Annotated in this window: 30 protein-coding genes and 3 tRNA genes; 9 read left to right on the plus strand and 24 right to left on the minus strand. The window is 49.4% G+C overall.

Annotated features, from left to right (window positions below):
• Positions 1–7: 7 nt before the first annotated feature.
• From secF to pgsA, 13 genes are read right to left on the minus strand one after another with little or no spacing between them, the layout of a single operon-like run.
• Positions 8–1057 carry a protein translocase subunit SecF gene (gene secF / locus A1sIIB142_RS03385; RefSeq protein WP_095693674.1) on the minus strand — a complete coding sequence of 350 codons (1050 nt, stop codon included), beginning with the start codon at positions 1055–1057 and terminating at the stop codon, positions 8–10.
• Between the two features lie 4 nt (positions 1058–1061).
• On the minus strand, positions 1062–2594 hold the full coding sequence (gene secD, locus A1sIIB142_RS03390) for a protein translocase subunit SecD (protein WP_095693675.1): 1533 nt from the start codon (positions 2592–2594) through the stop codon (positions 1062–1064).
• Positions 2595–2605: 11 nt separating this feature from the next.
• The gene (ruvB, locus tag A1sIIB142_RS03395) at positions 2606–3664 is read right to left on the minus strand and encodes a Holliday junction branch migration DNA helicase RuvB (RefSeq protein WP_095693676.1); all 1059 of its coding nucleotides are present in this window, start codon (positions 3662–3664) and stop codon (positions 2606–2608) included.
• Positions 3665–4273: a Holliday junction branch migration protein RuvA gene (gene ruvA / locus A1sIIB142_RS03400; protein ID WP_095693677.1), complete on the minus strand. Its 609-nt coding sequence runs from the start codon at positions 4271–4273 to the stop codon at positions 3665–3667.
• Complete coding sequence (ruvC, locus tag A1sIIB142_RS03405) at positions 4270–4824, minus strand: crossover junction endodeoxyribonuclease RuvC (protein WP_095693678.1); 555 nt, start codon at positions 4822–4824, stop codon at positions 4270–4272. Before ruvC ends, ruvA begins: the two co-directional genes overlap by 4 nt.
• A 32-nt stretch (positions 4825–4856) precedes the next feature.
• A complete protein-coding gene (locus tag A1sIIB142_RS03410) occupies positions 4857–5609 on the minus strand; it encodes a YebC/PmpR family DNA-binding transcriptional regulator (RefSeq protein WP_095693679.1) in 753 nt (250 codons plus the stop codon).
• 56 nt (positions 5610–5665) lie between these two features.
• Positions 5666–6238: a pyridoxal 5'-phosphate synthase glutaminase subunit PdxT gene (pdxT, locus tag A1sIIB142_RS03415; protein ID WP_095693680.1), complete on the minus strand. Its 573-nt coding sequence runs from the start codon at positions 6236–6238 to the stop codon at positions 5666–5668.
• A gap of 13 nt (positions 6239–6251) precedes the next feature.
• On the minus strand, positions 6252–7139 hold the full coding sequence (gene pdxS / locus A1sIIB142_RS03420) for a pyridoxal 5'-phosphate synthase lyase subunit PdxS (protein WP_095684748.1): 888 nt from the start codon (positions 7137–7139) through the stop codon (positions 6252–6254).
• 44 nt (positions 7140–7183) lie between these two features.
• On the minus strand, positions 7184–8164 hold the full coding sequence (locus A1sIIB142_RS03425; RefSeq protein ID WP_223299156.1) for a DUF3048 domain-containing protein: 981 nt from the start codon (positions 8162–8164) through the stop codon (positions 7184–7186).
• A gap of 43 nt (positions 8165–8207) precedes the next feature.
• Positions 8208–8711: a LemA family protein gene (locus tag A1sIIB142_RS03430; protein ID WP_095693682.1), complete on the minus strand. Its 504-nt coding sequence runs from the start codon at positions 8709–8711 to the stop codon at positions 8208–8210.
• Positions 8704–9882, minus strand: coding sequence for a glycosyltransferase family 4 protein (locus tag A1sIIB142_RS03435; protein WP_095693683.1), 1179 nt, complete (start codon positions 9880–9882; stop codon positions 8704–8706). The genes A1sIIB142_RS03430 and A1sIIB142_RS03435 overlap by 8 nt, the downstream gene beginning before the upstream one ends.
• Positions 9882–10766, minus strand: a complete 885-nt coding sequence (locus A1sIIB142_RS03440) for a phosphatidylinositol mannoside acyltransferase (RefSeq protein ID WP_095693684.1) — start codon at positions 10764–10766, stop codon at positions 9882–9884. Before A1sIIB142_RS03440 ends, A1sIIB142_RS03435 begins: the two co-directional genes overlap by 1 nt.
• Positions 10763–11365, minus strand: a complete 603-nt coding sequence (pgsA, locus tag A1sIIB142_RS03445) for a phosphatidylinositol phosphate synthase (protein WP_095693685.1) — start codon at positions 11363–11365, stop codon at positions 10763–10765. The genes A1sIIB142_RS03440 and pgsA overlap by 4 nt, the downstream gene beginning before the upstream one ends.
• A gap of 24 nt (positions 11366–11389) precedes the next feature.
• Between pgsA and A1sIIB142_RS03450 the strand changes: the two genes are divergently transcribed.
• A complete protein-coding gene (locus A1sIIB142_RS03450) occupies positions 11390–11986 on the plus strand; it encodes a P-loop NTPase family protein (protein ID WP_095693686.1) in 597 nt (198 codons plus the stop codon).
• On the opposite strand, the gene A1sIIB142_RS03455 is transcribed toward A1sIIB142_RS03450, so the two are convergent.
• Genes A1sIIB142_RS03455 through A1sIIB142_RS03470 form a run of 4 tightly spaced genes read right to left on the minus strand, consistent with a single transcriptional unit; the run spans position 11969 to position 16227 of the window.
• Positions 11969–12469, minus strand: a complete 501-nt coding sequence (locus A1sIIB142_RS03455) for an HIT family protein (protein WP_095694142.1) — start codon at positions 12467–12469, stop codon at positions 11969–11971. The two genes, A1sIIB142_RS03450 and A1sIIB142_RS03455, sit on opposite strands and share 18 nt — an antisense overlap.
• A gap of 26 nt (positions 12470–12495) precedes the next feature.
• On the minus strand, positions 12496–14484 hold the full coding sequence (gene thrS / locus A1sIIB142_RS03460) for a threonine--tRNA ligase (RefSeq protein WP_095693687.1): 1989 nt from the start codon (positions 14482–14484) through the stop codon (positions 12496–12498).
• A gap of 5 nt (positions 14485–14489) precedes the next feature.
• The gene (locus A1sIIB142_RS03465) at positions 14490–15212 is read right to left on the minus strand and encodes an aminotransferase class IV (protein WP_095693688.1); all 723 of its coding nucleotides are present in this window, start codon (positions 15210–15212) and stop codon (positions 14490–14492) included.
• A complete protein-coding gene (locus A1sIIB142_RS03470) occupies positions 15202–16227 on the minus strand; it encodes a chorismate-binding protein (RefSeq protein WP_223299158.1) in 1026 nt (341 codons plus the stop codon). Before A1sIIB142_RS03470 ends, A1sIIB142_RS03465 begins: the two co-directional genes overlap by 11 nt.
• Before the next feature lie 81 nt (positions 16228–16308).
• Between A1sIIB142_RS03470 and A1sIIB142_RS03475 the strand changes: the two genes are divergently transcribed.
• The 5 genes from A1sIIB142_RS03475 to A1sIIB142_RS06585 all read left to right on the plus strand — a co-directional run bounded on the left by A1sIIB142_RS03475 (position 16309) and on the right by A1sIIB142_RS06585 (position 17259).
• Positions 16309–16381: transfer RNA gene (locus A1sIIB142_RS03475), tRNA-Gly, on the plus strand.
• Between the two features lie 62 nt (positions 16382–16443).
• Positions 16444–16514, plus strand: a tRNA-Cys gene (locus A1sIIB142_RS03480).
• Positions 16515–16551: 37 nt separating this feature from the next.
• The gene (locus tag A1sIIB142_RS03485; RefSeq protein WP_095693690.1) at positions 16552–16896 is read left to right on the plus strand and encodes a phosphomannose isomerase type II C-terminal cupin domain; all 345 of its coding nucleotides are present in this window, start codon (positions 16552–16554) and stop codon (positions 16894–16896) included.
• Positions 16897–16951: 55 nt separating this feature from the next.
• Positions 16952–17023: transfer RNA gene (locus A1sIIB142_RS03490), tRNA-Val, on the plus strand.
• A gap of 83 nt (positions 17024–17106) precedes the next feature.
• Positions 17107–17259, plus strand: a complete 153-nt coding sequence (locus A1sIIB142_RS06585; RefSeq protein WP_190283246.1) for a hypothetical protein — start codon at positions 17107–17109, stop codon at positions 17257–17259.
• 87 nt (positions 17260–17346) lie between these two features.
• Here A1sIIB142_RS06585 and A1sIIB142_RS03495 read toward each other — a convergent pair whose 3' ends face one another.
• A complete protein-coding gene (locus A1sIIB142_RS03495) occupies positions 17347–17904 on the minus strand; it encodes a hypothetical protein (RefSeq protein ID WP_095693691.1) in 558 nt (185 codons plus the stop codon).
• A gap of 106 nt (positions 17905–18010) precedes the next feature.
• Between A1sIIB142_RS03495 and A1sIIB142_RS03500 the strand changes: the two genes are divergently transcribed.
• Positions 18011–18619 carry a LysE/ArgO family amino acid transporter gene (locus A1sIIB142_RS03500; RefSeq protein WP_223299160.1) on the plus strand — a complete coding sequence of 203 codons (609 nt, stop codon included), beginning with the start codon at positions 18011–18013 and terminating at the stop codon, positions 18617–18619.
• Here A1sIIB142_RS03500 and A1sIIB142_RS03505 read toward each other — a convergent pair.
• The 4 genes from A1sIIB142_RS03505 to A1sIIB142_RS03520 are packed head-to-tail and all read right to left on the minus strand — an operon-like array spanning position 18609 to position 21624.
• Positions 18609–19481: a DMT family transporter gene (locus tag A1sIIB142_RS03505; RefSeq protein ID WP_125898849.1), complete on the minus strand. Its 873-nt coding sequence runs from the start codon at positions 19479–19481 to the stop codon at positions 18609–18611. The genes A1sIIB142_RS03500 and A1sIIB142_RS03505 overlap by 11 nt on opposite strands.
• 46 nt (positions 19482–19527) lie before the next feature.
• Positions 19528–19929, minus strand: a complete 402-nt coding sequence (locus A1sIIB142_RS03510; protein ID WP_095693694.1) for an HIT family protein — start codon at positions 19927–19929, stop codon at positions 19528–19530.
• Positions 19926–20834 (minus strand): oxygenase MpaB family protein, encoded by a 909-nt coding sequence (locus A1sIIB142_RS03515; protein ID WP_095693695.1) that lies wholly within the window; start codon positions 20832–20834, stop codon positions 19926–19928. The genes A1sIIB142_RS03510 and A1sIIB142_RS03515 overlap by 4 nt, the downstream gene beginning before the upstream one ends.
• Positions 20835–20859: 25 nt before the next feature.
• Entirely contained in the window at positions 20860–21624 is a 765-nt protein-coding gene (locus tag A1sIIB142_RS03520; protein WP_095693696.1) for an alpha/beta hydrolase, read from the minus strand.
• A 24-nt stretch (positions 21625–21648) separates the two neighbouring features.
• Here A1sIIB142_RS03520 and A1sIIB142_RS03525 point away from each other — a divergent pair, with 24 nt between their 5' ends.
• Positions 21649–22329 carry an exonuclease domain-containing protein gene (locus A1sIIB142_RS03525; RefSeq protein WP_095693697.1) on the plus strand — a complete coding sequence of 227 codons (681 nt, stop codon included), beginning with the start codon at positions 21649–21651 and terminating at the stop codon, positions 22327–22329.
• On the opposite strand, the gene trpD is transcribed toward A1sIIB142_RS03525, so the two are convergent.
• Together trpD and A1sIIB142_RS03535 are read right to left on the minus strand one after the other, a co-directional pair.
• Complete coding sequence (gene trpD / locus A1sIIB142_RS03530; RefSeq protein ID WP_095693698.1) at positions 22304–23362, minus strand: anthranilate phosphoribosyltransferase; 1059 nt, start codon at positions 23360–23362, stop codon at positions 22304–22306. The two genes, A1sIIB142_RS03525 and trpD, sit on opposite strands and share 26 nt — an antisense overlap.
• Positions 23363–23385: 23 nt before the next feature.
• Positions 23386–23832, minus strand: coding sequence for a hypothetical protein (locus A1sIIB142_RS03535; RefSeq protein WP_095693699.1), 447 nt, complete (start codon positions 23830–23832; stop codon positions 23386–23388).
• 140 nt (positions 23833–23972) lie between these two features.
• Between A1sIIB142_RS03535 and ctaE the strand changes: the two genes are divergently transcribed.
• Positions 23973–24602 carry an aa3-type cytochrome oxidase subunit III gene (ctaE, locus tag A1sIIB142_RS03540; RefSeq protein ID WP_095674880.1) on the plus strand — a complete coding sequence of 210 codons (630 nt, stop codon included), beginning with the start codon at positions 23973–23975 and terminating at the stop codon, positions 24600–24602.
• The last annotated feature ends 21 nt before the right edge of the window (positions 24603–24623 follow it).

The raw sequence follows: 24623 nt of genomic DNA on the forward strand, positions 1-24623 counted from the left end.
GAAAGGGTTATTTGCGACCTTTACGCTTTGGTTGGTTACGTGGACCACGCGCAACTGTTGAATCTGTTGGCTTGCTCTCTGTAGGCACCGGTGCTCCACCTCGCGTCGCAACTCTCTTTGCAAGAGCCTGCATCGCAGGTTCCTTCTCACGAAGGGAGGCCAGGAATGGAGGTGCGATAAATACAGATGAATAGGTTCCTACTGCTAGCCCGATAAAGAGCGCGAGTGAGAGATCCTTCAGTGTGCCAGCGCCCAGTAATCCAGCGCCTACAAAGAGAATTGAACCAACAGGTAGGAGTGCGATGATGGACGTGTTAGCAGAACGCACCAGAGTCTGATTGACAGCCAAGTTTGCAGCCTGTGAATATGTCTGCTTGCTATTGGCTGTGACAGATTTCGTATTCTCTCTCACCTTATCAAAGACCACGACAGTGTCATAGAGCGAATATCCAAGAATTGTAAGGAATCCGATCACCGTTGCTGGGGTGACATCGAAACCTACGACTGCGTAAATTCCGACAGTGATAAGCACGTCGTGCACCACTGCAACAATGGCTGCAAGTGCCATCTTGGGTTCAAATGCCATTGCAAGAAAGAGCATGACCGCCAATAAGAATGCGATGAGACCGTAGATAGCCTTCTTAGTAATTTCCTTACCCCACGACGGTCCAACAATTTGCGTATCGATTGACTCAGCTGGAACATCGAAGGTGAAGGTCAGAACATTTTCTGCCGCGGTTGCTTGTGCCGGAGTGAGCGCACCGGTTTGAATACGAATCTTGTCATCACCGATCTTTTGAACGATCGCCTCGCCCGGAATATCAAATTTTGAAGCCGCTTCTCGACCTTGTTCAAGTGTGATTCCCGGCTTACTCACTGTGTAGGAAGCTCCACCTTTGAACTCAAGACCTAAATGCAAACCTTGAATGGTAAGAGCAGCGATAGAAATGAGAAGAAAGAGCGCTGAAATCGAATACCAACGCTTGCGATTTCCAACGATGTTAAATGAAGTCTCACCAGAGTAGAGACGCCCACCAAGACCTGAAATTTTAGCCATTGTCTTATGCCTCCACAGTAGTAGTTGAAGTATTTGCTCTCGGACCCTTTAGTCCAACGCTCTTAGGAGAGAATCCCGAGAGCGGATGACCGGAGGCAAAGAAATTGATACGCGCAATGAGTGTGACAAGCGGCTTGGTGAAGATGAAGACCACTATCAAGTCAACGAGTGTGGTGAGCCCTAATGTGAATGCAAAACCACGCACACCACCGACGGCAAAGAAATAGAGCAGGACTGCGGCGAGTATTGAAACCATGTCAGCCACGATGATCGTGTGACGGGCGCGAAGCCAACCGCTCTCCACAGCTGATCTCAGAGATCTTCCTTCTCTCGCTTCATCTCGAACACGTTCGAAGAAGACAATAAATGAGTCAGCAGTAATTCCGATTGCAACAATGGCGCCAGCGATACCTGCCAGAGTTAATGTGAATCCGATTGCCTCACCCAGAACCAAGAAGAGTAAATAGACGAGCGCTGATGCAACGGCGAGTGAGCCAACAGTTACTAACCCAAGTGCCCGGTAATACAGAACTGAGAATATGACCACAAGAATCAGACCAAGTGCTCCAGCTAACAGACCAGCATCTAACTGATCAGAACCGAGCGTTGGAGAAACTTGCTGAACTTCACCGCGATCAAAGGCCAGCGGTAGCGCACCATATTTAAGGACGTTGGCAAGATCTTCTGCCTCTGTTTGCGTAAATGATCCAGTGATCTGCGCATTACCGGAAGGAATCGCTTCATTAATCGATGGTGCTGAAACTACTAATCCATCTAGAACAATGGCAACCTGATTTAAAGGTGAGGCAAGTGATGTAACACGACCTGTGAGAGCACCAAATGCGGAAGTTCCTTCACCATTAAAGGAAAGTGCTACAAACCAACCAGCTGAACCTTGCTGATCAATGCCAGCGGATGCCTTAGAAACCTGTTGTCCTAAGACTTCAGCCGGAGCAAGAATGTACTTACTTGCCCCTGTTCTTGAACACGCAACAATTGTTTCAGCAGGGGAATCCGCGCCAGTTCCCTGTTGATTTTCCAACTTGGAACAATCAAGTGCGGCAAACTTTGCATTTAGTTCCGGTGTGACTCCTGCTGTGGGAGTTGCTGTGTCTAATCCACTTCCTGCTAAGCCGGAGGATTCTGCGAGAACTTGTCTAAAACGAAGCTCTGCAGTTTGTCCAACCAAATCAACAACACGACGACCAGAATCTCCAGGAACGGAGATAACAATCTGGCGGTTAGTTCCGCTTCCCTGCGCTGTTACTTCAGATTCGGCAACACCAAGTGAGTTCACACGTTGGCGGATAATCGTGACTGCCTGATCAATTGCCGCCGATGTAATTTTATTTGAATCATTCGATGCGCGAGGTTGCAGCGTGACACTTGTGCCACCGCGCAGATCAAGGCCGAGCTTGACCGAGGATGCGCCCTGAATCAGGGCTGTTCCTACTAGTCCGAGCAGAATGATTGCCAGCAGCGCTAAGGCTCGAGCAGGCCGGCCTGAGGTCTTCACAGTTTTAGTAGGTGTGGACATAAGAGGAGAGTCTAGGCGTCAGGCGCTGGTGTGTCGAAAAGAGAAATCGTCCCAGCAGGGGGCGTGCGCCCCACATGCTGCCAACCCAGAGCCGTTGCAATTCGACCTCGCGGAGTCCTTGCCATGAAGCCGTTTCTGACGAGGAACGGTTCGGCAACAGATTCCACAGTCTCAGTCTCTTCCCCCACAGCAATCGCAAGTGTGGAAAGTCCAACCGGACCACCAGCGAATCTCTCAATGAGTGCAAGGAGAACAGATCGATCTAGTCGATCGAGCCCCTTCTCATCAACTTCATACATTTGCAGTGCGGCAGTTGCATCTGAGTAAATGATTTTTGCAGAACCGCGCACCTGGGCATAATCACGCACTCTTCGCAGCAATCTATTTGCGATTCTCGGCGTGCCTCTAGATCTTCCTGCAATCTCTGAAACTGCCTTCACATCTATCTCTAAACCAAGCAGCGATGCACTTCGCGAAATAACTTGGGCCAACTCAGATTCTTCATAGAAATCTAGGTGGGCGGTGAAGCCGAAACGATCCCGCAATGGTGAAGTCAACAGACCTGCTCTAGTAGTGGCACCGACCAATGTGAAATGAGGGAGTTGCAACGGAATAGCCGTAGCTCCTGGACCTTTACCCACGACGATATCGACTCGGAAATCTTCCATCGCAAGATAGAGCAGCTCTTCAGCCGGGCGCGGAAGACGATGAATCTCATCAAGGAAAAGGATTTCTCCTTCAACCAAAGAAGAAAGAATTGCCGCTAAATCCCCCGCATGAGTAATTGCCGGACCAGAGGTGATTCGAATAGGGGTCTGCATCTCACTCGCCAGAATCATGGCAAGAGTTGTCTTACCAAGTCCAGGCGGACCCGAAAGCAGAATGTGATCCGCCGCAGATCCTCGCTTGCGGGCCGCACTAAGCAAAACATCAATTTGTTCGCGCACTCGGTGCTGACCGATGAAATCCTTAAGCGTCTTCGGACGTAGTGCGTGTTCGATTCCCGAGTCATCAATTGTGAGGTCTGGGTTCACAATCCGCTCACCGCTATTTCCTGGCTCGATACTCATTTAGGACCGTCGCCCTTGCGCCAAAGTAGCCTTCAATAACTCAGATAAATCAAGGGAAGAAGCATCAACACCAGATTCGGCATACGTTGCCAAGACTTCGTTAATTGCCGAATCCGAATCTTTAGCACTAAATCCAAGTGAGACCAGTGCCGAAGTAAGTTGCTCGCGCCAAATAGGTTGATGGCTCTGCACGCGCTCCGCTCCGCCCAAATCAGAAATCTTCCCTTTGAGTTCCAGAATAAGTCGCTGTGCACCTTTGCGCCCAATTCCCGGAACCTTCTCTATCGCCTTGATATCTTCCTGCGCAATTGCGCGAGACAGAGAATCAGGGCTATGTGATCCCATGATTGCTAACGCAACCTTCGGTCCAATCCCAGAGACTGTTTGCACGAGTTCAAAGGTATTTCTACTTTCCTCATCAAGAAAACCAAAGAGAGTAAGTGAATCCTCCCGAACAACTAGGGAAGTAAATAGTTGAGTTGCCGAACCAAGATGAAGCTGGGCGCTAGTCGGCCCAGTGATGGAGACAGCTAGCCCAACACCTCCTACTTCAATCACAGCCCGATCTGAATTAATTGACCGAACGATTCCGTTTACTAGTGAAATCATTTCTTCACCAACTTAGCGAGCCGGGATTTCTCAATCGCTACCGCTTCTGCAATTTTGGTATTTGCCCCACCTCGCCAGATATGACAGATCGCAAGGGCTAAGGCATCGGTGCTATCGACCGGCTTCGGGATTGACTCGAGATTAAGTAGGCGCTTAACCATCTCGGCGACCTGCGCCTTGTTGGCTCGTCCGGATCCGGTAACGGCAGCTTTCACTTCAGATGGTGTATGCATCATCACTGGAATGTTTCTGCGCGCTGCTACTAAGAGCGCGATTCCGGCAGCTTGCGCGGTTCCCATCACGGTACGAACATTGTGTTGTGAAAAGACTCGCTCCACAGCAATCACGGTGGGTTTATGAAGAACGATCCACTCCTCCAATTCACTTTCCAATTGAAGTAGCCGCATCTCAAGGGCCGCATCTGGTGGTGTAAGAATGACGCCGACACCAATTAATGTAAGTGGTGACCCAATTGCGCCTTCGACAACGCCCACGCCACAACGAGTCAGCCCAGGGTCCACCCCGAGTACTCGTTTATGTATCTGGCTCATAACTTCTAAGCCTAGGTCAGCCCTACGACGACTTAAGAAAGGCTCGCCAGGACTTCATCTGAGACATCAAAATTGGAGTAGACATTCTGCACATCATCTAACTCCTCAATCGCATCAATAAGTTCAAAGACCTTGGTAGCACCTTCGGCATCGAGTGGAATCTGCATCGAAGGCAGGAAGGAAGAATCTGCTGATTCATAATCAATTCCGGCACTTTGCAGCGCAGTTCTAGCTGCTACGAGATCACTGGCTTCACAGACAACTTCAAACGATTCACCTAAATCATTCACATCTTCAACCCCGGCATCCAGTGCTGCTTCCAGGATTGAATCCTCGGTGACCCCACCAGCCTTATTCACGATAATGACGCCTTTGCGATTAAAAAGATATGCCACAGATCCCGGATCAGCCATGCTGCCGCCATTGCGAGTGACCGCAACGCGCACTTCAGATGCTGCGCGATTTCGATTATCAGATAAACATTCGATCATGAGCGCAACACCATTAGGCCCATAGCCCTCATACATAATCGTCTGCCAATCAGCACCGCCAGATTCAAGGCCGGCTCCGCGCTTGACCGCACGCTCGATGTTATCTGCCGGCATTGAGTTCTTCTTAGCCTTAGCAATGGCATCAAACAGAGTTGGGTTGCCTTCAACTTCCGGACCACCATTACGGGAAGCCACTTCAATAGCCTTAATTAGCTTGGCAAAATTCTTCGCCCGGCGGCTATCGATGATCGCCTTCTTATGCTTGGTCGTAGCCCATTTGGAATGGCCTGACATTGTCAACACCTCAATCGTTTTTTAAGAGGCGATTACCTACGCCACTAAGGGCAACTTTATCGCGCTTTACACATCTCATCAAAGAAGTAACGATGTATTTCCAGATTACTCGTTAATTCTGGGTGGAAACTTGTCGCAAGAACTTTGCCTTCGCGCACCGCAACCGCGTGCCCGGCTGCTTCTGCCAGAACCTGAACCCCAGCACCAGACTGCTCCACCCACGGTGCTCTGATAAAGACAGCGTTCATCTTCTTGCCATTGAACTCAAGCTCTGATTCAAAGGAATCAACCTGCCTGCCAAAAGCATTTCGGCGCACCGTAATATCTAGACCGCCAAATGTCTCTTGCCCTTTGGCGCCATCAAGAATGCGCTCGGCTAAGAGAATCATTCCGGCACACGATCCATACACTGGAAGTCCATCACCAATGCGCTTTCGGATGGGATTAAACAGCTCGAAAGTCTTGGCCAGATGAACAATGGTGGTGGATTCTCCCCCAGGCAAAATCAGCGCGTCAACGCTTTCTAATTCAGCTAAACGCCTTACTTCAAATGCTTCATGACCGCACTGCGTTGTGGCACGAATGTGCTCGCGGAAATCTCCTTGTAGAGCTAGCACGCCAACTTTCATAAACTTGCGTTAACTACCAACCACGATCTGCTAAACGATGTGGCACCGGAATATCTGCAACATTGATTCCGACCATTGCCTCGCCCAGGCCGCGGGAAACTTCGGCCAAAACCTTTGCATCCTGATAGAAAGTCGTTGCCTTCACACATGCTGCTGCGCGTTGAGCGGGGTTTCCTGATTTAAAGATTCCAGAACCTACGAAGACGCCATCGGCGCCCATCTGCATCATGAGCGCAGCATCGGCCGGTGTTGCAATTCCACCAGCAGTGAAGAGCACAACTGGAAGTTTTCCAGTCTCAGCAACTTCCTTAACTAACGCATATGGTGCTTGCAACTCCTTAGCTGCAACATAGAGTTCATCTTCGCGTAGCGAAGAGAGGCGTCTAATCTCTGCACCAATTGTGCGCATATGCATCATGGCATTGGATACATCACCCGTTCCGGCTTCACCCTTGGAACGAATCATCGCCGCTCCTTCGTTAATACGACGAAGGGCCTCACCTAAGTTTGTGGCGCCACATACGAATGGAATCTTGAAGTTCCACTTATCAATGTGGTTGGTGTAGTCAGCCGGGGTGAGAACTTCAGATTCATCGATGTAATCAACACCGAGGCTTTCAATAATTTGAGCTTCCACGAAATGTCCGATGCGAACCTTGGCCATGACTGGAATAGAGACCGCTGCCTGAATCGCTTCAATCATGTCCGGATCTGACATGCGAGCTACGCCACCTTGGGCGCGAATATCTGCTGGTACGCGTTCTAACGCCATCACTGCACAAGCACCAGCATCTTCGGCAATTCTGGCTTGCTCAACATTGACGACATCCATGATGACGCCACCCTTAAGCATTTCAGCCATGCCGCGCTTGACGCGTGCGGTGCCAGTTGTTTCAGACATTTATCAAAGCTCCTAGTTCAGTGCAGTATGTGCAGGAGAAGAGTCTACTTTGGAGTTAGCGATGCTGCATCCGCGTTTGTGAGAGTGAAAACAGGTTCCCTATCTGTCAGGGCCACCCATATCTGCCCCTTTTCAAAGGTGATCTCTTCCCCACTCATGCTGAGCCAGCGAGTTCCCTCTTCGGCAGTGGGTCTGCTCCAGGTGGCCTTAATGGATTTACCGTTTCGCAGGATGTAACCGCTGCCACTCCCGACAGTCGTTGAAAGTGGAGTCACTTCACCATTCTTGTCCTTATAGATTGAATCCGTAATTGAAACTAGTTGAATGACAAATGTAGAAGCACCAAGACGAGTCCCCGATTCTGTGATGTTCGGCTCTTTTCGAAAATCTAAAAGCCAACGATTCTCTTTCTTAGACCAATGCACATAATAGGAACTAGCTGGCCAAGAAATCTGTGCAGTTGTAATTGCTACTCCTTCATCTGATACTTTTCCAAAATTCCAGCCCATGTTCTTTGATTGCGCAAACTCCAAACCTCTGCTCTTTGCCAGTTCCAGCAATAGGTCTGCGCGCAGCACCATCGCATATGGCTGGGTGCGATTCGGATCTGTTGTGAAAATTGTCGGCGAGTTTCGTTGTGCCCCTAGGTCATGAAGATTTGCCGCCGCGATAATCGGAAGCATTTTGCTTTGCGCCCCACTATAAGCAAATCCCACCCGACCAAACTGAGCAAGCAGTTCAATATCTGAAATGCGCGCCGAGCGAACTGGTCCAATTCGTGTGGGAATCTTTGAAGAGAAGACCGCGGCAAGGCGGGTAGAGCCACCTTCAACTTGTTCGATGTAAACCAGGTCCGCATCCTCTAACCCAATCTGTGGATGAGCCATGGATGTGTCATCAATCTTCACAACAAGTACCGGACCATCAGTGCCCACACGTCCACTAATTGAATTCTCGGCCGGAGCTTCGGAAAATGGGCTTTTGACCTTAAATAGTGAGTCAGGTGAAATGACGGAAGTGAGCACAACCGCACACGATGCGATCACGAATATAACCGCAACTAAGCGCTTAAAAAACATCGCCTTCAAATTCATAAGTAACCGGCTCTGGCGCCGAACCTGCTAGACGAAAGAGCCGGATAAAGAGCTTCTTACGCACCATCTGTGTTCTGGTCACAGATTCAACGTGAATGGCGATAGCAACTTTGATTTTTGCTGTCAGGTCTTTTAGTTCAAGTAAGAGCTCTTGTTCCAAAGGATTTTGAGTATCGGCAGAATTCTCAATCAGAATTCCTAGTGCGCCAGTCAGGCCAGTCTCTGCCTGAGAGCGATCTCGGACCGTTGCCTCGCGTGCTTGGTGTGCGGCGAATGTCAGAAGAAGCGATGCTGCTGGATCAGAGATTTCAGAGCGGGCAATTTCAATGGCAACCGCAGCTCGGCGTTGCAGCAATCCATCAAGGTTGGCCCAACTGGTCTCAACCCGGTGATGTAAGCGATTAAGTCTTGTTGCCAGAAATGATAAGTACCAAGCGAAAATAGAGAGAAAGAAGAAGGCCAGGAGAAAGTTATTCATTGCTGCGACCTAGCAATCTATTCCAGGCACGATTATCGGAAGCAAGCGTTACTCCCCTTCCACCCACCATCGCCATTTCATACACATCATAAATTCTCTCAGCAACCACGTCCCAGTCAAAACTCTGGGCGTAGTCATGGCCTCTCTTTGCTATCGCACTTCGATGCGCCGAATCTTGCAGTAAAGCTATCGCCTTATCGGCCAAGTCGTGTGCGTTTTCGGATTCAAAGAGAGTTCCATACTCCCCGCCGCCCAGCAGGGAATCAAATGCCGGAATATCACTTGCTAGAACAGCGGCGCCTGCCGCAAGTGCTTCGGCCAAGATGATGCCAAAGGATTCTCCGCCAGTATTGGGTGCAACATAAATTCCCACAGATGCCATGAAGTTCGCTTTATCTGACTCGGAAATTGTTCCTAAGAATGTAAACCGGTTTCGCAGATGAGGTTCCAGCTTTTCTAGAAAACTCACTGGATCTCCTGGTCCTGCAATCAGAATTCGAATATCTGGAATTTGAGTCAAAATCTGTGGCAACGCCTCAATCAGAACAGAGAGGCCCTTTCGATACTCTTCAAAGCGTCCAATAAAACCAATGGTATTTCCCGACCATCGCGCATCTACTGTTGCATCTGCAAAGCGAGCGGCATAGATGCCATTGGGAACAACCATGGCATCGGTATCAAGATGTATCCGTAACGTTTCACGTGCAGCCTCACTCACCGCAATACGTGCATTGAGTTTTTCAATCACCGGCTCCACAAAGGGCGTGATTGCAAAGGCAATCTTCTTTCGAGCGGATGCGGCATGAAATGTTCCCACCATCGGTCCTTCTGCTGCCCAACAAGCAAGAAGTGAAATCGATGGAATCGCAGGTTCATGAAGGTGTAAGACATCGAAGTTTCCATCTGCAATCCAGCTCTTCACCCGACTAAATGCAACAGGGCCAAAGAGCAGACGTGCCACTGCTCCGTTATAGGCAATCGAAATGGGACGACCGGCACTTGTGACATAGTTTGGAAGATTCTCATCACTAGATGACGGGGCTAACACCGAAACCGTATGGCCTTGCGCGATGAGATATTCGGCGAGGTCACCGATATGACTCTTGACTCCCCCGGGTGTATCCCACCCATAGGGACAGACGATGCCAATGCGCTTCTTACTTAACGACATTAGCTATTCTCCTTAAAATCTCCATCAGTCCAGATCCGTTGCAGCATATGCCAATCTTGTGGGTGCGCAGCAATTCCTTTTTCAAAGAGGCTCGCCATCCGTTGGGTCATCTGCGCCACACGTTCGGACTCACTTCCATCTTCGGACACATCTACCGATGTAAATTCAATATGGATTCCGTTTTGCATATATGAAACGTGGGCAACCACAAGCGGTATTGCCGTCTTGATTGCAAGAAGTGCCGGACCTGCTGGCATCCGTGCCGGAAAGCCAAAGAAGTTCACGTCAATACCAGAGGCCGAGAGATCTCTATCTGCAACAAGTGCGATCAAGCGCTTCTCACGGGCGCGTTTGATTAAAGTCGCAAAAGAACGCGAATCAATCGAGAGCACTTCGAATCCCATAGCTTGGCGATAGCGCAGAAATCTTTGAAAGAGCGCTTCTGGCTTCAGTCTTTCGGCAACTGTGACAAGCGGAATTCCAAGTGAGCAGAAATAGGCACCAGCATGATCCCAATTACCGGAGTGAGGCAGCGCAATAACAACTCCCCGACCCTCACGCATGGGATCAAGCAGTAACTCACCTCGTGTGAGTGTGACCGACTCTTGTATTTGGGACGCTGACCAATCTTGAATTCGGAATGTGTCACACCAATAGCGCAGATAGGAGCTCATTGCTTGCCCAAGCAACACTTCTAGTTCTGCGTCGCTCAGATGCGGTTTGATGCGGCGCAGATTGCTGCGCAACCGCTGAACGCCCTTGCCATCTTTACCCACTAAATATGTGGCAAGTCTTTCAAATAAGCCATAAGCCCACTTATGAGGAAGAACTCGAGCAATTCTCCAGCCAGCAAAATATGCCAGCGCTGCTAACTTATCTATCACGAATCTGCGAGACCTTTACGGACCACCTGTAGGCGTTGAAACACCGTGACCAATCCCAATACCGCCAGGGCCCAGATTCCGATTGCCAGAATGTATGGAACACCTAACCCATGAAAACCAGCAGCGACCAGAATAATGACGAGTCGTTCGGTGCGCTCTGTGATTCCAACGCTGCAGGCAATGTTAAAACTCTCTGCCTTTGCCCGGATGTAGGGAATAAGGACTCCAGTTACCAAGGCAACAACTGCCGGGTATGCAAGAAGGTCTTCATCACGAATCAGTGGCAGTGCAAGACTGATCACTATTGCGCTATCGGTCACACGATCAATTGTTGAATCTAGGAATCCACCCCAAGATGTTGCACCCTTATCTGAAATTCGAGCCATCGCGCCATCAAAGAGATCACTTAAGGCAAAGACTGTAATCACAAGGGTGCCAACGAAATACTGCTCAGTGCTATAGAAATATGCCGCAGAAATAATGAGACCTAGCGCACCTAAAATTGTTACAGAATTCGGTGTTAGGCCAACACGCAGGGCGGCTCGGGCCAACGGATTGATTAATCTGGTGACCGCAGGTTTCAGTGCGCTACTTATCATCAGGACCATCGTAGGCTTTCCCTCATGCCTTCACCTAGTTCCGAAGCAAGCAAGCGAATCCACGTATACGGCCACGTGTCGGGGGCCCCGCAGGCAATCGCCTCAGAATTTGGCGGCACCGTTTCTTCGGCACCAGAGCACGAATCTGACCTTGCCATATTCGTTGTTAACCCAGCAGCCGGTATCGACGCCCCAACTATTGCGCTGTGGGCAGCCCTAGATGAGATACAGATTCCACGACTTGTTCTTGTCAACGGGTTAGATGGGCAGGAGTTAGATTTTGAAGATGCCGTCATGGTGGCCAACCGAGTCTTTGATCAATTGGTTAACCCTTACCTGGTTCTTCATCACGATGATGGATCACCGGCGGCGCTCATACGCCTGCATGACTTAAGCATCATTGATTACTCAACTACACCAGCGTCAGTGCGCCCTTGTGATCCCGAACATGAGGAGTTAGTAAAAGAATTTAGAGAAGAGTTCTTAGAACAGATGCAAGAGATGGATGATGGCGCATTCGCTGCTGGCATTTTATTTCCAGCCATTCCTATCAATCTCACAAACGGAATCGGCATCGATATCGCGCACGACTACATTAAGTCATTACCAAGCAGCAGCTAACTCATCTCGCGTAATAGTAAGTAGCTGAGGCATTACCTTCGTCTTTCCAATAATTGGCATGAAATTAGCATCCCCCGACCAGCGAGGAACGATGTGTTGATGGATATGCGCTGCCACGCCAGCTCCTGATATCGCACCTTGATTCATTCCTAGGTTAAATCCATCGGCCTTAGAAACTTTGCGCAAGGTATTCATAGCATGAGCGCTGATGTCGGTAATCTCATGGCGCTCTTCTGTAGTGAGTTCAGTGAGATCTGCGACGTGGCGATTGGCGCAGACCAAGAGATGTCCTGGGTTATAGGGATAAAGATTCATCACAACATAGGCACTCACACCTCGATGAACAATGAGACCTTCTTCATCACTTAACGTAGGGATCCTGCAAAATGGGCACTGCACATCATTTCCATCCAGCGGGCGGTTTTCACCACGCAGGTATTCCAGACGATGTGGGGCCCATAAGCGTTGCCAGCCATCGGGCATACCAGCGCCATCAATATGACTCACGGCTATACCTGACGACGTTCGGCAATCGTGGCCAGAATCTCGGCAATTGCATCGGCAATCGGAACGCCGTTTTTCTGATCGCCATTGCGATATCTAAATGAGACCGCATTTGAATTCACATCTTCTTCGCCAGCGATTAGCATGTATGGAATCTTCTGCATCTGCGCATTGCGCACCTTCTTCTGCATGCGATCATCAGAGAGATCAATATCTGCGCGAATTCCGGCACCCTTCATCTCTTTCACAACTTTAACCAAGTGATCATTAAACGCATCGGCAACCGGAATTCCCATCACTTGCACGGGTGCCAACCATGGTGGGAAAGCACCTGAATAGTGTTCGGTGAGAACTCCGAAGAATCTTTCAATGGAGCCAAAGAGGGCACGGTGAATCATCACTGGGCGTTGTTTGCTGCCATCGGCTGCGGCGAATTCAAGATCAAATCTCTGTGGCAATTGGAAATCAACTTGAATAGTGGACATCTGCCAGGTGCGACCTATCGCATCCTTTGCTTGCACCGAAATCTTTGGACCATAGAAGGCCGCACCGCCTTCATCAAGAACTAGCTCAAGTCCCTGCTTCATCGCAGCTTCCCGCAACGCCTCGGTTGCCTCTTTCCAATCGACATCTTCTCCTACTGATTTCTCAGGGTTACGAGTTGAAAGTTCGAGATAGAAATCCGCGAGTCCGTAATCGCGTAGCAGGTTGAGGACGAAGGTCAGAAGTGAATCAAGCTCACCAGCCATCTGCTCTTTAGTGCAGTAGATATGTGCATCGTCTTGGGTGAAACCGCGGGCGCGAGTAATGCCGTGTAATACGCCAGATTTTTCATAGCGATAGACCGTTCCGAACTCAAAGAGTCGAAGCGGTAGTTCGCGATAAGAACGCTGACGAGACTGGAAGATCAGATTGTGGAAAGGGCAGTTCATCGGCTTCATGTAGTACTGCTGCCCAGCACGTTTAATAGTTCCATCGGCATGGAGTTCTTCATCCATGATCATGGGTGGATACATGCCTTCGGAATACCAATCGAGGTGGCCAGATTTTTCAAAGAGCGCTGCCTTAGTTAAGTGCGGTGAGTAAACAAACTCATACTCTTCTTCTTCATGGCGCTTACGAGAGTAATCTTCCATCGCTCGGCGAATGATTCCGCCCTTAGGGTGAAAGACTGCCAGTCCAGAACCAATCTCTTCTGGAAATGAGAAGAGATCTAACTCTTGTCCGAGCCTGCGGTGATCACGTTTTTCCGCCTCTGCAAGTAACTCGAGATAAGCGTTGAGTTCATCTTGGGAAGGCCACGCTGTTCCATAAATGCGTTGCAGCATTGGGTTCTTCTCCGAACCTCGCCAGTAGGCAGCTGCGCTGCGCATTAACTTAAAGGCTGGAATATGTTTGGTTGATGGCAGGTGCGGGCCGCGGCAGAGATCGGACCACACTGGCTGGCCATCACGACCTAAGTTGTCATAAATCGTTAGCTCGGTTCCGCCTACCTCCACACTTGTCTCATCAGTGCCGCCACCTTTGATGCCGATGAGTTCACACTTAAATGGCTCATGAGAAAGTTCTTTCAGGGCATCTGATTCAGTAGTCACTCTGCGCTTAAATCTTTGACCTTCTTTAACAATCTTGCGCATAGCCGTTTCAATCTTTTCCAGGTCATCTGGATTAAACGGGTTCTGCGGGTCAAAGTCATAATAGAAACCATCAGTAATAGGCGGGCCAATCCCTAACTTGGTATCTGCAAAGACCTGCTGCACAGCTTGCGCCATCACGTGCGCGGTGGAATGTCGAAGAACGGCGAGTCCTTCTGGTGAGGAGATTGAGACCGATGTGACTACATCGCCATCGCTTAAATCTGTCCAGAGATCCTTAAGAACCCCGTTAATCGTGCAGACAACAATTTCCTTATTCTCAGCAAATATCTGAGTGGGGCGCTGGTCACTTTCAATCGACCGCGATTGGCCATCGACGGTGACGTTGATCTGTGACATGGGCGCTAGCCTACCGAAACTGGTTGCAAGTGAGCGCGAATGAGGGCCTCGAGTTCACGTGATGATTGACCTATCTCTAATTTCATATCACCGATGTAGGCGATGGGTTGAGCGATACGAAGACTTGAAACCAGGAATCCTGATTGAATCTCGGGCACTTCCGAGATATGAATCGGGCGCACACTCACCCCACACTCTTCAATAGCTACTGCTCGCACAATGCCCGGCAATACCCCCGAGGTAATGGGCGGTGTGACCCACGCACCATCGATACAAAATACCAAGTTAGAGACAGCGGTTTCAGTAATCTCATTCTTAGCGTTGAAAAGGATGGAGTCATCGAATCCCTCATCCCGTGCTGATTTAAGAATGGCAAAGCGGTGATCGTATGGAAACTTCTTGTGGATGAAGCCAGTAACTGTCTCGCTACAAAAATTGAGATTACTCGGTGATGCCAGCTCTTCATATTCATCATGGCTTATGTGAAAGAGGCCATCGGCAAAGCACAACCGCAAGCGGCCTGTTTCAAACTTCTTTGCACTTAACACCTCAGAGAGTTGCACCCGAATGCTCTCTTCATCGGGAAGTGTGATCCCAAGCTCGAGAGCCGAATTAATGGCACGGCGCATATGTCGTGCTAGAGCAATCGGTTTGCCATCAATTGTTTTGATTGTTTCAAAGATGCCAGATGTGCGCGGGAAACCATAGGAATCAAGTTCAATTGTCATTGAATCCTCCCCCTGCGATACTCAATAATCGATCTGCTTTCAACCGAGTTTCATCCCACTCGGCACTTGCATCACTTGACCAGGTAATCCCGGCACCCGTTCCAAAATGCAGCACATCCTTATTCGTTCTCCAGAAAGTTCTGATTCCGACCGCAATCTCTGCCTTATCCCCCTGCACCCATCCGATGGCCCCGCAATATGGGCCACGCATTACCTTCTCATGCGTGGTGATAATCCGTAGCGCCGAACTCTTTGGTGCGCCACTAATTGAGCCAGCAGGTGCTAGCGCCGCAAAGATCTCAGCCCATGTGATGCGGGTATTTACAGTTCCTGTCACATCTGAAACTAAATGACTGAGCCCCGGATGTTTTTCAATGCGAAAGAGTTCACTGACAGTAACACTTCCTGATTCACAGATCTTGCCAAAGTCATTACGCATTAAATCCACAATCATCAAATTTTCTGCCTTGTCTTTATCACCGAAGGACTCTTGCTCCGCCCGAATTGTTCCCTTAATGGGTGAGGTTGTGATCTGTGCTCCCACGCGAGAGACAAGTCTTTCCGGAGATGCGGAGGCGATTTCAACATCAGGTAAGCGCAGGTACTGTGCATAGGGCGCTGGATTCTTGGCAATCAATTCCGAGAAAAGCCCTGCTAAAGATTCAATCGGCTCCGCTAACTGATTGGTAAATTCATAACAAGCATTGACCTGATAGACACCGCCGGCGGCGATCTCTTCTCTAATCTGATTGACATAAGTGATGTATTCATCTCGGTCAACAGATGACCGCCATGGGCTAGGTAGCTCACTCCATTGCGGCTCTGGGAAGTTGGAATCTTGCACCTGCCCAAAGCGCGCAAAGGTCATCTCACCTTCGAATGTAACAAGAACCGCCCAGAAGTTTCCATCTTGAAGTACTGATGGATCGTTGCTGATTTCTTCTAATTGGGTCGCAAGTCGTCCACCCATCCAGAATTGATTTTCAAGGCCATACACCTGGCTAAGGCTACGCACTTAGCGCGTATAAACAGTGCGAAATAATTGACGCTTTGGCACTTACCCCTGCTCTGCGCTAGATTTGCCCCTGCACAAAATGCGGACGTAGCGCAGCTGGTAGCGCGGAACCTTGCCAAGGTTCAGGTCGCGGGTTCGAACCCCGTCGTCCGCTCGGATTAACCGCCGCTTAGAATTAATTTTCAGGTGGCGGTTTCTCTATCGCAGCAACAGTTTGGTCGGATGGCCGAGAGGCGAGGCAAGGGACTGCAAATCCCTCTACACGGGTTCAAATCCCGTTCCGACCTCAAGTAAGAATAGAAACAGCACTACAACGGAGTAGATATGTCAGATTACGATTCAAGGCGACCTTGGGGTCGCTATGAGATCTTGCAGGACACTCCCACCTACAAGGTGAAATCAATCTGGGTAGAACCAGGCCATCGCCTCTCATTACAACGCCATCAAAAGCGACAAGAGCATTGGTTTATCGTTGCTGGAGTAGCAGATGTAGTTCTAGGTGAAGAAAGCTTTAAGAAATACCCCGGCGAGACGGTAGATGTGCAGGTTGGCCAGCTCCACCGCATTGGTAACTCAGGCACAGAAGTGATGATCTTCATTGAAGTTCAGACCGGCACCTACTTCGGTGAAGATGATATTGAGCGCATTCAGGATGATTACGCCCGATAATTCACTCGGCTATACTTTCGCAAACAATTAAATACATACCGAAGATGTAAGACCCGGACGATTGGCTCAGCGGTAGAGCACCACATTGACATTGTGGGGGTCACTGGTTCGATCCCAGTATCGTCCACTGTTTTGAGCGTGAAATTCCAAGAGAGGAATTTTTTCTTCTTGGTTTTTCCATTTTTGCTTACTTTTTGCTAATCTCACGATATGACAATTAGACCAGCCTATTGGCTTGAATGTGGACATGCATGGAACGCGGATTTAACTAAGCCAAATGAAAATTGGATTGGTAAGACAGCGCTCTGCCCAGTTTGTGCGGTAGTGAGCCCGGTAAAGGAAAAGGTTGTTAACTCCCGTTAAAAACGGCTTTCTTAGTCTGCTCTATTCACACGCGTAAGCGAAGGTTTACGTTACGGGGCACACTGGTTTGATTCCAGTCTCGTCTTCCTATCGCGCGTTGTGAACTTCTAGCCAGGTCGCACGAACCTTGCCCATATCTCCTTCGCCCTTAATCAGCTGCAGGAACTCATTGAAACTTTCGCCGCCGTCTTCTAAGTGAACGGTGAGGTGGGTTCGTCCCTGTAGAAAAAACTCGATATTCGATTGCACTGTTTCTACATAGAAAGCAGCGAGATCTCGCTCTTGATCTGCTCGCCAATCCCCCGGCTTCATCAAGATTCCATGGGCGAAGGCATTCATAATTGAGGCGCGATAAGAGCTGTTCTGCAGGCGGTGATGAAAACTATCAACTGTGGCATCGAAATCTCGAATGAGATTGACGTAGAGAACGTCGTCTGGAAAGCGCTTAGCTAACTCTCCTGTAAACCAAATCAGTCGATTATCAGCTTCAATATGGTGTGCTGGATAGTCGAATCGTTTATCACCTAGATGAGCACTCAAAGATTCATGGGCTGCGGAGTAGTTAGTCAGATGCGATGAGGCCTCAATAAAAGTCTTCGAGCCCGATCTTCCCGGACTTAAGACGAAGATATTCTTAAAGCGCATGTGCAATCCTAAAACTAATGGTGTTGGAAAGGATGAGGACTCGCCTAAAGATTTTTGATACCCCTTCTTTCTTCCAAGATACCATCACTCAAAGTAGTGTCTGCTGGTGATTGCATTTCTCCCAGGCTTACTTACTGGCCTCTCTCTCATCATCGCCATCGGTGCCCAGAATGCTTTCGTCATCCGGCAAGGTTTAGCTAAATCCAATGTCCTGCTCGTGGTCGTTATTTGCGCCGCATCTGATGCGCTGCTTATCTTCCTTGGCACGGGCGGACTCGGAGCCGTTATCCAATCGCAACCGCGCGCACTTGAGATCATTCGCTGGTTCGGCGTTGCCTACCTCACCTTCTTTGGACTCAACACACTGCGCAGGGTTTTCCGCCCCGGTGCTTTGAGTATTGAGGGCGAGACTTCAATTTCGCGCAAAGCTGCAATCGCTTCGGTGCTCGGTTTTACTTTTCTCAATCCACATGTGTATCTGGATACCGTTATCTTGCTTGGAAGTATTTCAAACCAATTCCATAGCGATCGCTGGTATTTCGCACTCGGTGCCTCACTCGGCAGCATCCTCTGGTTCTCAGCACTCGGTTTTGGAGCCCGAGCCGCCTCCCGGTTTATGACAAGGCCTATTTTTTGGAAGGTGCTTGATTACATCATTGCCAACGTAATGTTTGCGGTGGCGATCTTTCTGATCTTCTATGACTTTATGGCTTAGCGCGCGAGATATAGAGAATTCCCACAGCAACAATTGCTATACCGATATAACTTTGCGTAACTAGGCTCTCGCCAATAACAACTGCGGCCAAGATGGTGGCAGTTGCTGGCTCTGCTAAGACCACGGTTGCGGCCGTACTTGAATCAATTTTCTTCAGCCCTGATGTGAAAAGAAAATAACCAATAGCTGTGGGCACAAGTCCTAACCAGAGAACTGATAGACCGCCCTTAGTTGTAAGAATCCATTCTGGATTTTGGGCAAAAAGAAAAGGCAGCGTGATGAGTGCTGCCACACCAAATGAGGTGGCAGTCAACCAAATATCTTGCGCCCCTGCCGCTAGAGATTTTCGGCTAACGACATTAAAGACGGCAAAGCCAAAACCAGCGATGGCGGCCAAAAGAATCCCGAGTGGCTTAAATTCGGCTATTCCGTTTGCGGTTCCAACAAGAATGATTCCAAGGATTGTCACTGATGTGCCCAGATACCAACTCTTGGAAGGTTTTTCTCCCATCACTAAATAGGCGACGATGGCAGAGAATGTGGGAACGCTTCCGAGTGCAGTAACGGTGGAGATTGCAATGCCAGTGATGTGAACTGCGCTAAAGAAGGTGAGTTGATAGCCCGCCACGCCAAAGCCGCAGATCAATAAGTCTCGCCTAGACATACGAATGCTTCCGCGCTGTGAGCGCTGGATGTAAGCAAAGGCGAAGAGACAGAGTGAGCCGCAGAGAAGTCTGGCGGCGCCCACTGCCAGGGGTGAAATATCTGGAACGCCTAACTGCTGAGTAGTACCTGTGGTTCCAAAACAGAGTGCGGATCCTAGGACTGCAAGGATTCCCATCCGCCTGGTTGAGGTGTTCACCTAGAAAGAATACTCGACAGTCTCTTGGTTCTAGGCAGAGTGCTTCTTATTGCAATAGGTGCAATACCTCATCGAGTTCTTGATCAGTTGCCGGTGCGATATCCCAAGGTTTATGAAGGTCGTCGTTCTCCCATCGTGGAATAACATGCATATGTAGATGAAAGACAGTTTGCCAGCCGGCTTCCCGATTCATTTGAAAGATGGTCATTCCTTCTGAACCCAACTTCTTCTGCAGTAAATCGGCAACCTCTTTAGTAGCAGCAGCTACTGCGCCATAGCTCTGCGCGTCAATCTCGTGAATATCTGTGAAATGCTTTTTAGGAATCACCAACGTGTGACCTTTGGCTGCAGGGAAGATATCGAGGAAGGCAAAGCAATTATCGTTTTCAAAGACTTTTCGCGATGGCACTACACCTTCAACAATCTTGCAGAAGAGACAATCGCTCATGCAGCTAACTCTATTCTTTTGATTCGCTCACGAGCAATCCTTTGTGAAGGAGATTCATGGCCAAGCATGTAGGAGAGAAAATCAAGTAAAACCCGGCTTACCTTCAACCAGCTCTTGGGTTTTGGCTTCAGCCCCAAGACGGTGAGAAATGGTTCATCGATTGTGGCAATGGCTGCATTGCGCAAGATCGCATAGAAGAAGAGCCCTCCCTTGCTAAATGGAGGCGCGAGAATAAATCGCACGATAGGTGGCGTCATCGCGATAGCTGCAACTTCATCCTTAACAAACCTTGCAATCTCAGCATCTAATTCACGCATGGACTGTGGGGCAGAGTTAAGCCCTAACGGTTTGGCGCTCTGTGACCACTCGCGGATGTATTGATCACCTACGCCATCTGTGTCATAGCCGAGTTCTTGGTAAGTGCGCAAGAAGGAATCAGTGAAAGCACAGTGCACCCACAGTAAATATCTAGGATCACTTGCCGCATAAGGGCGAACTTCGTTATTGCCATCCGGGTAATTGCCCACTACCCGCTTATGAATTTCATTCACTCTCCCGGCTTCGCGTTCTATAGCTTCGGTAGAACCAAAGGAGGTAATAGTGAGCCAACGAGTAGTGCGCTCAAGGCGTCCTAATGGATCAGAGTCATACTGAGAATGTTCTGCCACGCCAGTAAGAGCTGCTGGATGTGCCGCCTGCATCAGTAACGCTCTGATTCCGCCCACAATTGTTGAGATACAGCCGTGTACTTGCCACACCGCACTGCCAGGCCCGAAGTAACCGATGTCATCACCAATTGCCATCTGCGCAGACCACACAGGTGCACCGCTGGCATCTCCGGAAACTGTCTTTCTAAAGGAGTCTGCCGCGCGCTTTCCACCGAGAAGGGCGACAATTTTATGCACGATGAAAGTTTAACAAAGATGAGAATTAATGCGATTCGATAAATATCCGAGAGTTTTCAAAGATGATCTCGGCGTCATAATCAAGCGGGGCAACGTGATAGCTATTAACCAACTCAATTCTGCTCTTCTCACGTGAGGCTATACCTTTAAGAATAATCTCGGTGTTAGATACCGGCAGGGTGTGGTCTTCGGTGCTGTGAAAGAGCTGAACTGGCAAGGTGACATCGGCTAATTGCTTGCGAGTCACGCTACACATCTTCAGTAGTTCATAGACGCCCACAATGGCATTGGCGTCATAGCCGGCTTCGGTAACTCCTGGGCGCTTGAGGTCATCACCGATAGCCGAGCGAAACTTTTGAAAACGACTGAGTAACCAAGCCAATTGCGCGGGCACAAACCTGATGTGGATCATGGGATTAACCAAAATCAAACCCGCAAGTTCCTGTGAGTAGCGAGCGGCGATATTAAGTGTTGTCGTTCCGCCCATAGAAAAACCGATGAGAAAAACTTTCTCACAACTAGCCAGCAATGACTGCAATTCACTTTCAGCTTTAGCTGGCCATTCCTGCCACTTCACCAGGTTCAGATCTTCAACTTTTGTGCCATGACCAGGAAGAAGAGGAACGTTGACGGTGTATCCGTGGGCATTGAGATATTCAGCCCATGGACGCATCGAGGCTGGAGAGCCAGTAAAACCATGAACCAGAAGAACGCCGATCTTTGCATTGGCCCCGTGTCCTACCGCCTGCCAATCACGCAATAACTCAACCGGAACGCCCTCGATACTCATATCGAAAATGGTATGGCGTAAGCAATGTCAGAGCAATCACATACAGTTCGTTGCGTGAACGACAATTCCTGGCAATCAACGTTGCAAGATCTTGGTCGTCCCTTGCTGGAAACAACTTTCGTTGTTGTTGATTTAGAGACCACTGGTGCTGGCCCGCATATCGGCGCTGCTATTACCGAAATAGGTGCGGTCAAAGTTAAGGCAGGTAAAACTCTTGGTGAATTTGAAACTTTCATAAATCCTGGGCATCCCATCCCTGACTACATCCAAGAACTCACTGGCATCAACGACTCCATGGTTCATCAGGCTCCTTCAATATCTACTGTCCTGCCCTCACTCTTTGAGTTTCTCGGTTCGCATCAAGAGACGGTACTCGTAGCGCAGAATGCCCCCTTTGATCTCGCCTTTCTCAAGCACTACTCAAAAGTGCACGGCTACCAGTGGCCAGCATTTGCAGTCCTTGATACTGCGATCATCGCGCGCAAGGTATTAACTCGGGATGAAGTGCCGAACTGTAAGTTGGGAACTCTTGCTGCCTTCTTCGGAACCCAGACCACTCCTAACCATCGCGCACTTGATGATGCCCGGGCGACAGTTGATGTATTACATGGATTAATTGAGCGCCTTGGCTCCTTCGATATCTTTACCCTGGAAGAACTTCAGAACTTTGGTAAGAAAGTTAAGAAGCCGAAATCTGGGAAGTAAGCGTTGCCCATTTCTTGAGTAACGCACTAGCTGCGCCAGAATCAACAGCTTCAGTAGCACGCGAAAGCCCAGCAGTGAGTCGCTGCTTAACATCCGAATCTAAGTCACCTTCAAAGGCAGCAATGGCTGCGGCAGCATTCAGTAGAACCGCATCACGGGGTGCACCCAGTTCACCTGCAAGAATGGCAAGGCTGATGCGGGCATTCTCAGCTGGATCTCCCCCAACAATGGCTGATAGCGGTGCATTGGAGAGACCAAAATCTTTTGCATCAATTCGATCACTTGTGATGACATCTTTTCCGATAGCGAGAATGGTCGTCGTTGTTGCTAACGTAATTTCATCAAGACCATCATCGCCCCGAAAGACAAAACCATCGCAGCCTTTATCAGCCAATACTTGCGCCATCACTAAATGCATCCGTTCATTGGCAACGCCGACAGCAGCTGCCTTTGGCTTGGCCGGGTTGGCTAGCGGTCCCAAAATATTAAAGACAGTTGAAACGCCAAGTTCTTTTCGCGCCGGTGCTGCGAACTTCATCGCTGGGTGAAAAATCGGAGCGAAGCAGAAACCAATGCCTAGCTCTCGCACGGTTCGCTCCACACCTTTGCCATCAAGGCCCGGAACTACACCCAGAGCCTCCAGGAAATCAGAGGCACCAGATTTGGATGAGACAGCGCGATTGCCATGTTTAACTACTCGAGCACCAGCTGCGGCTGCAATGATTGCCGCGGTTGTTGAAATGTTGATCGTGTGTGCGCCATCTCCACCAGTTCCCACGGTGTCAACTGCTCGTTCTGCAATATTGATGGGCGCTGCGTGTGCATACATCTCGGCAACGAGTGCTCCTACTTCATCAGCGGTTTCACCCTTGGCTTTAAGTGCGAGCAGAAAGCTCTTAATAGATTCCACATCAGCGTTTCCACTCAATATTTCACGCATCACAAACCGAATTTGCTCCGGTTCCAAATCTCTTCCCGCGTTGAGAATTTCTATATTCGCAGCAAAACTTCCATCAGCAAGTGATGAGCTCATGGCGAATTCTTTCCCCGTCTTGTCTAAAGCGTGGAAAGTGCAGTTGTGCGAGTACGAAGTAGATCCGCGACCGTGGCCGAAAGTGTGAATGGATCAATCGGGTGAAGCACATTTGCCTCTGCCCGAGACCACGCTGCCAGCCAGGCATCAGCTTTGCGGCCGGTGATGACCAATACTGGTGGGCAATTAAAAACCTCATCTTTAAGTTGGCGCGCCATTCCAAGGCCGCCTTCCGGAACAGATTCTGCGTCGAGAATGAATAAATCAATTGGCTTATCGGTTCCTGGCTTCTTGCCATCGACAAAGAGTCGAAGTGCTGCCCCAGTGGCGAATTCGTGAATCACGTGCTCGGCCATCTCTGGCGCTACTCGGTTTCCCAAGGCGCCAATAATCGCTTGCCTCACAGTTGAATCATCTGAATACAAAACAATGGAGTATTTACGCTCTTTACTACCGTGGGACTCGGACATGAGCGAAGTCTATTCTGGATAATCCGGATGTCGACTCTCATTTTTTGGTGACCCTTTTCACCTATTTCCAAGGGCAAATCGGGCCTCCGGGCGGGGGCTTAAATAGGTCAGTTCGCACCTTTTCGGGAATAATGGCGCCCATGACTAGCACTAGCGTGAGCTCGCACCACAAGATAACCCGCCCTAACTTGGTGGCGGTCGGAACGATTGTGTGGCTGTCCAGTGAGCTGATGTTTTTTGCCGCACTCTTTGCAATGTATTTCACAACGCGCGCTGTGCAAGGTCCAACTATCTGGCTTGAATCTACTGAAGTTCTCAATATTCCATTCGCTGCATTTAACACCACGGTACTTGTTCTCTCTTCTGTCACCTGTCAGTTCGGTGTCTTCGCCGCAGAGCGCTACCAAGCAAGACGCACCGGATCACTTTTCAAATTCACCGAATGGGGAATGCGCGAATGGTTCTCACTCACATTTCTTATGGGTGGCTTCTTCGTCGCTGGGCAGATTTATGAGTACGCACATCTTGTTCTCGAAGGACTCACTCTTTCATCCAATGCCTACGGTTCAGTTTTCTATCTCGCAACTGGGTTCCACGGCCTGCACGTAACAGGTGGTCTCATCGCATTCCTGATCGTCATGGTTCGCGTTGCTAAAGCTCGACGATTTACCCAAGGTCAAGCAACAACTGCGATTGTAGTTTCCTACTACTGGCACTTCGTAGACGTTGTTTGGATTGCTCTCTTCTCTGCTATCTACCTCATCAAATGATTAAGAACGAATTGAAAGGAA

Source organism: Candidatus Planktophila versatilis (assembly GCF_002288345.1).
GTDB classification, from domain to species: Bacteria; Actinomycetota; Actinomycetes; order Nanopelagicales; family Nanopelagicaceae; genus Planktophila; species Planktophila versatilis_A.

What these genes read in the sequence shown, in the direction of transcription:
- A1sIIB142_RS03465 (WP_095693688.1), bottom strand. Translation starts at nt 15,212, where the DNA reads ATGACAATTGAACTTGATTCCTATGGTTTCCCGCGCACATCTGGCATC.
- A1sIIB142_RS03455 (WP_095694142.1), bottom strand. Translation starts at nt 12,469, where the DNA reads ATGCCCGATGGCTGGCAACGCTTATGGGCCCCACATCGTCTGGAATAC.
- ruvA (WP_095693677.1), bottom strand. Translation starts at nt 4,273, where the DNA reads ATGATTTCACTAGTAAACGGAATCGTTCGGTCAATTAATTCAGATCGG.
- secF (WP_095693674.1), bottom strand. Translation starts at nt 1,057, where the DNA reads ATGGCTAAAATTTCAGGTCTTGGTGGGCGTCTCTACTCTGGTGAGACT.
- A1sIIB142_RS03520 (WP_095693696.1), bottom strand. Translation starts at nt 21,624, where the DNA reads ATGAGTATCGAGGGCGTTCCGGTTGAGTTATTGCGTGATTGGCAGGCG.
- thrS (WP_095693687.1), bottom strand. Translation starts at nt 14,484, where the DNA reads ATGTCACAGATCAACGTCACCGTCGATGGCCAATCGCGGTCGATTGAA.
- pdxT (WP_095693680.1), bottom strand. Translation starts at nt 6,238, where the DNA reads ATGAAAGTTGGCGTGCTAGCTCTACAAGGAGATTTCCGCGAGCACATT.
- A1sIIB142_RS03525 (WP_095693697.1), top strand. Translation starts at nt 21,649, where the DNA reads ATGTCAGAGCAATCACATACAGTTCGTTGCGTGAACGACAATTCCTGG.
- pdxS (WP_095684748.1), bottom strand. Translation starts at nt 7,139, where the DNA reads ATGTCTGAAACAACTGGCACCGCACGCGTCAAGCGCGGCATGGCTGAA.
- A1sIIB142_RS03535 (WP_095693699.1), bottom strand. Translation starts at nt 23,832, where the DNA reads ATGTCCGAGTCCCACGGTAGTAAAGAGCGTAAATACTCCATTGTTTTG.
- ctaE (WP_095674880.1), top strand. Translation starts at nt 23,973, where the DNA reads ATGACTAGCACTAGCGTGAGCTCGCACCACAAGATAACCCGCCCTAAC.
- pgsA (WP_095693685.1), bottom strand. Translation starts at nt 11,365, where the DNA reads ATGATAAGTAGCGCACTGAAACCTGCGGTCACCAGATTAATCAATCCG.
- secD (WP_095693675.1), bottom strand. Translation starts at nt 2,594, where the DNA reads ATGTCCACACCTACTAAAACTGTGAAGACCTCAGGCCGGCCTGCTCGA.
- A1sIIB142_RS03430 (WP_095693682.1), bottom strand. Translation starts at nt 8,711, where the DNA reads ATGAATAACTTTCTCCTGGCCTTCTTCTTTCTCTCTATTTTCGCTTGG.
- A1sIIB142_RS03450 (WP_095693686.1), top strand. Translation starts at nt 11,390, where the DNA reads ATGCCTTCACCTAGTTCCGAAGCAAGCAAGCGAATCCACGTATACGGC.
- ruvB (WP_095693676.1), bottom strand. Translation starts at nt 3,664, where the DNA reads ATGAGTATCGAGCCAGGAAATAGCGGTGAGCGGATTGTGAACCCAGAC.
- A1sIIB142_RS03435 (WP_095693683.1), bottom strand. Translation starts at nt 9,882, where the DNA reads ATGTCGTTAAGTAAGAAGCGCATTGGCATCGTCTGTCCCTATGGGTGG.
- A1sIIB142_RS03510 (WP_095693694.1), bottom strand. Translation starts at nt 19,929, where the DNA reads ATGAGCGATTGTCTCTTCTGCAAGATTGTTGAAGGTGTAGTGCCATCG.
- A1sIIB142_RS03495 (WP_095693691.1), bottom strand. Translation starts at nt 17,904, where the DNA reads ATGCGCTTTAAGAATATCTTCGTCTTAAGTCCGGGAAGATCGGGCTCG.
- ruvC (WP_095693678.1), bottom strand. Translation starts at nt 4,824, where the DNA reads ATGAGCCAGATACATAAACGAGTACTCGGGGTGGACCCTGGGCTGACT.
- A1sIIB142_RS03485 (WP_095693690.1), top strand. Translation starts at nt 16,552, where the DNA reads ATGTCAGATTACGATTCAAGGCGACCTTGGGGTCGCTATGAGATCTTG.
- A1sIIB142_RS06585 (WP_190283246.1), top strand. Translation starts at nt 17,107, where the DNA reads ATGACAATTAGACCAGCCTATTGGCTTGAATGTGGACATGCATGGAAC.
- trpD (WP_095693698.1), bottom strand. Translation starts at nt 23,362, where the DNA reads ATGAGCTCATCACTTGCTGATGGAAGTTTTGCTGCGAATATAGAAATT.
- A1sIIB142_RS03410 (WP_095693679.1), bottom strand. Translation starts at nt 5,609, where the DNA reads ATGTCAGGCCATTCCAAATGGGCTACGACCAAGCATAAGAAGGCGATC.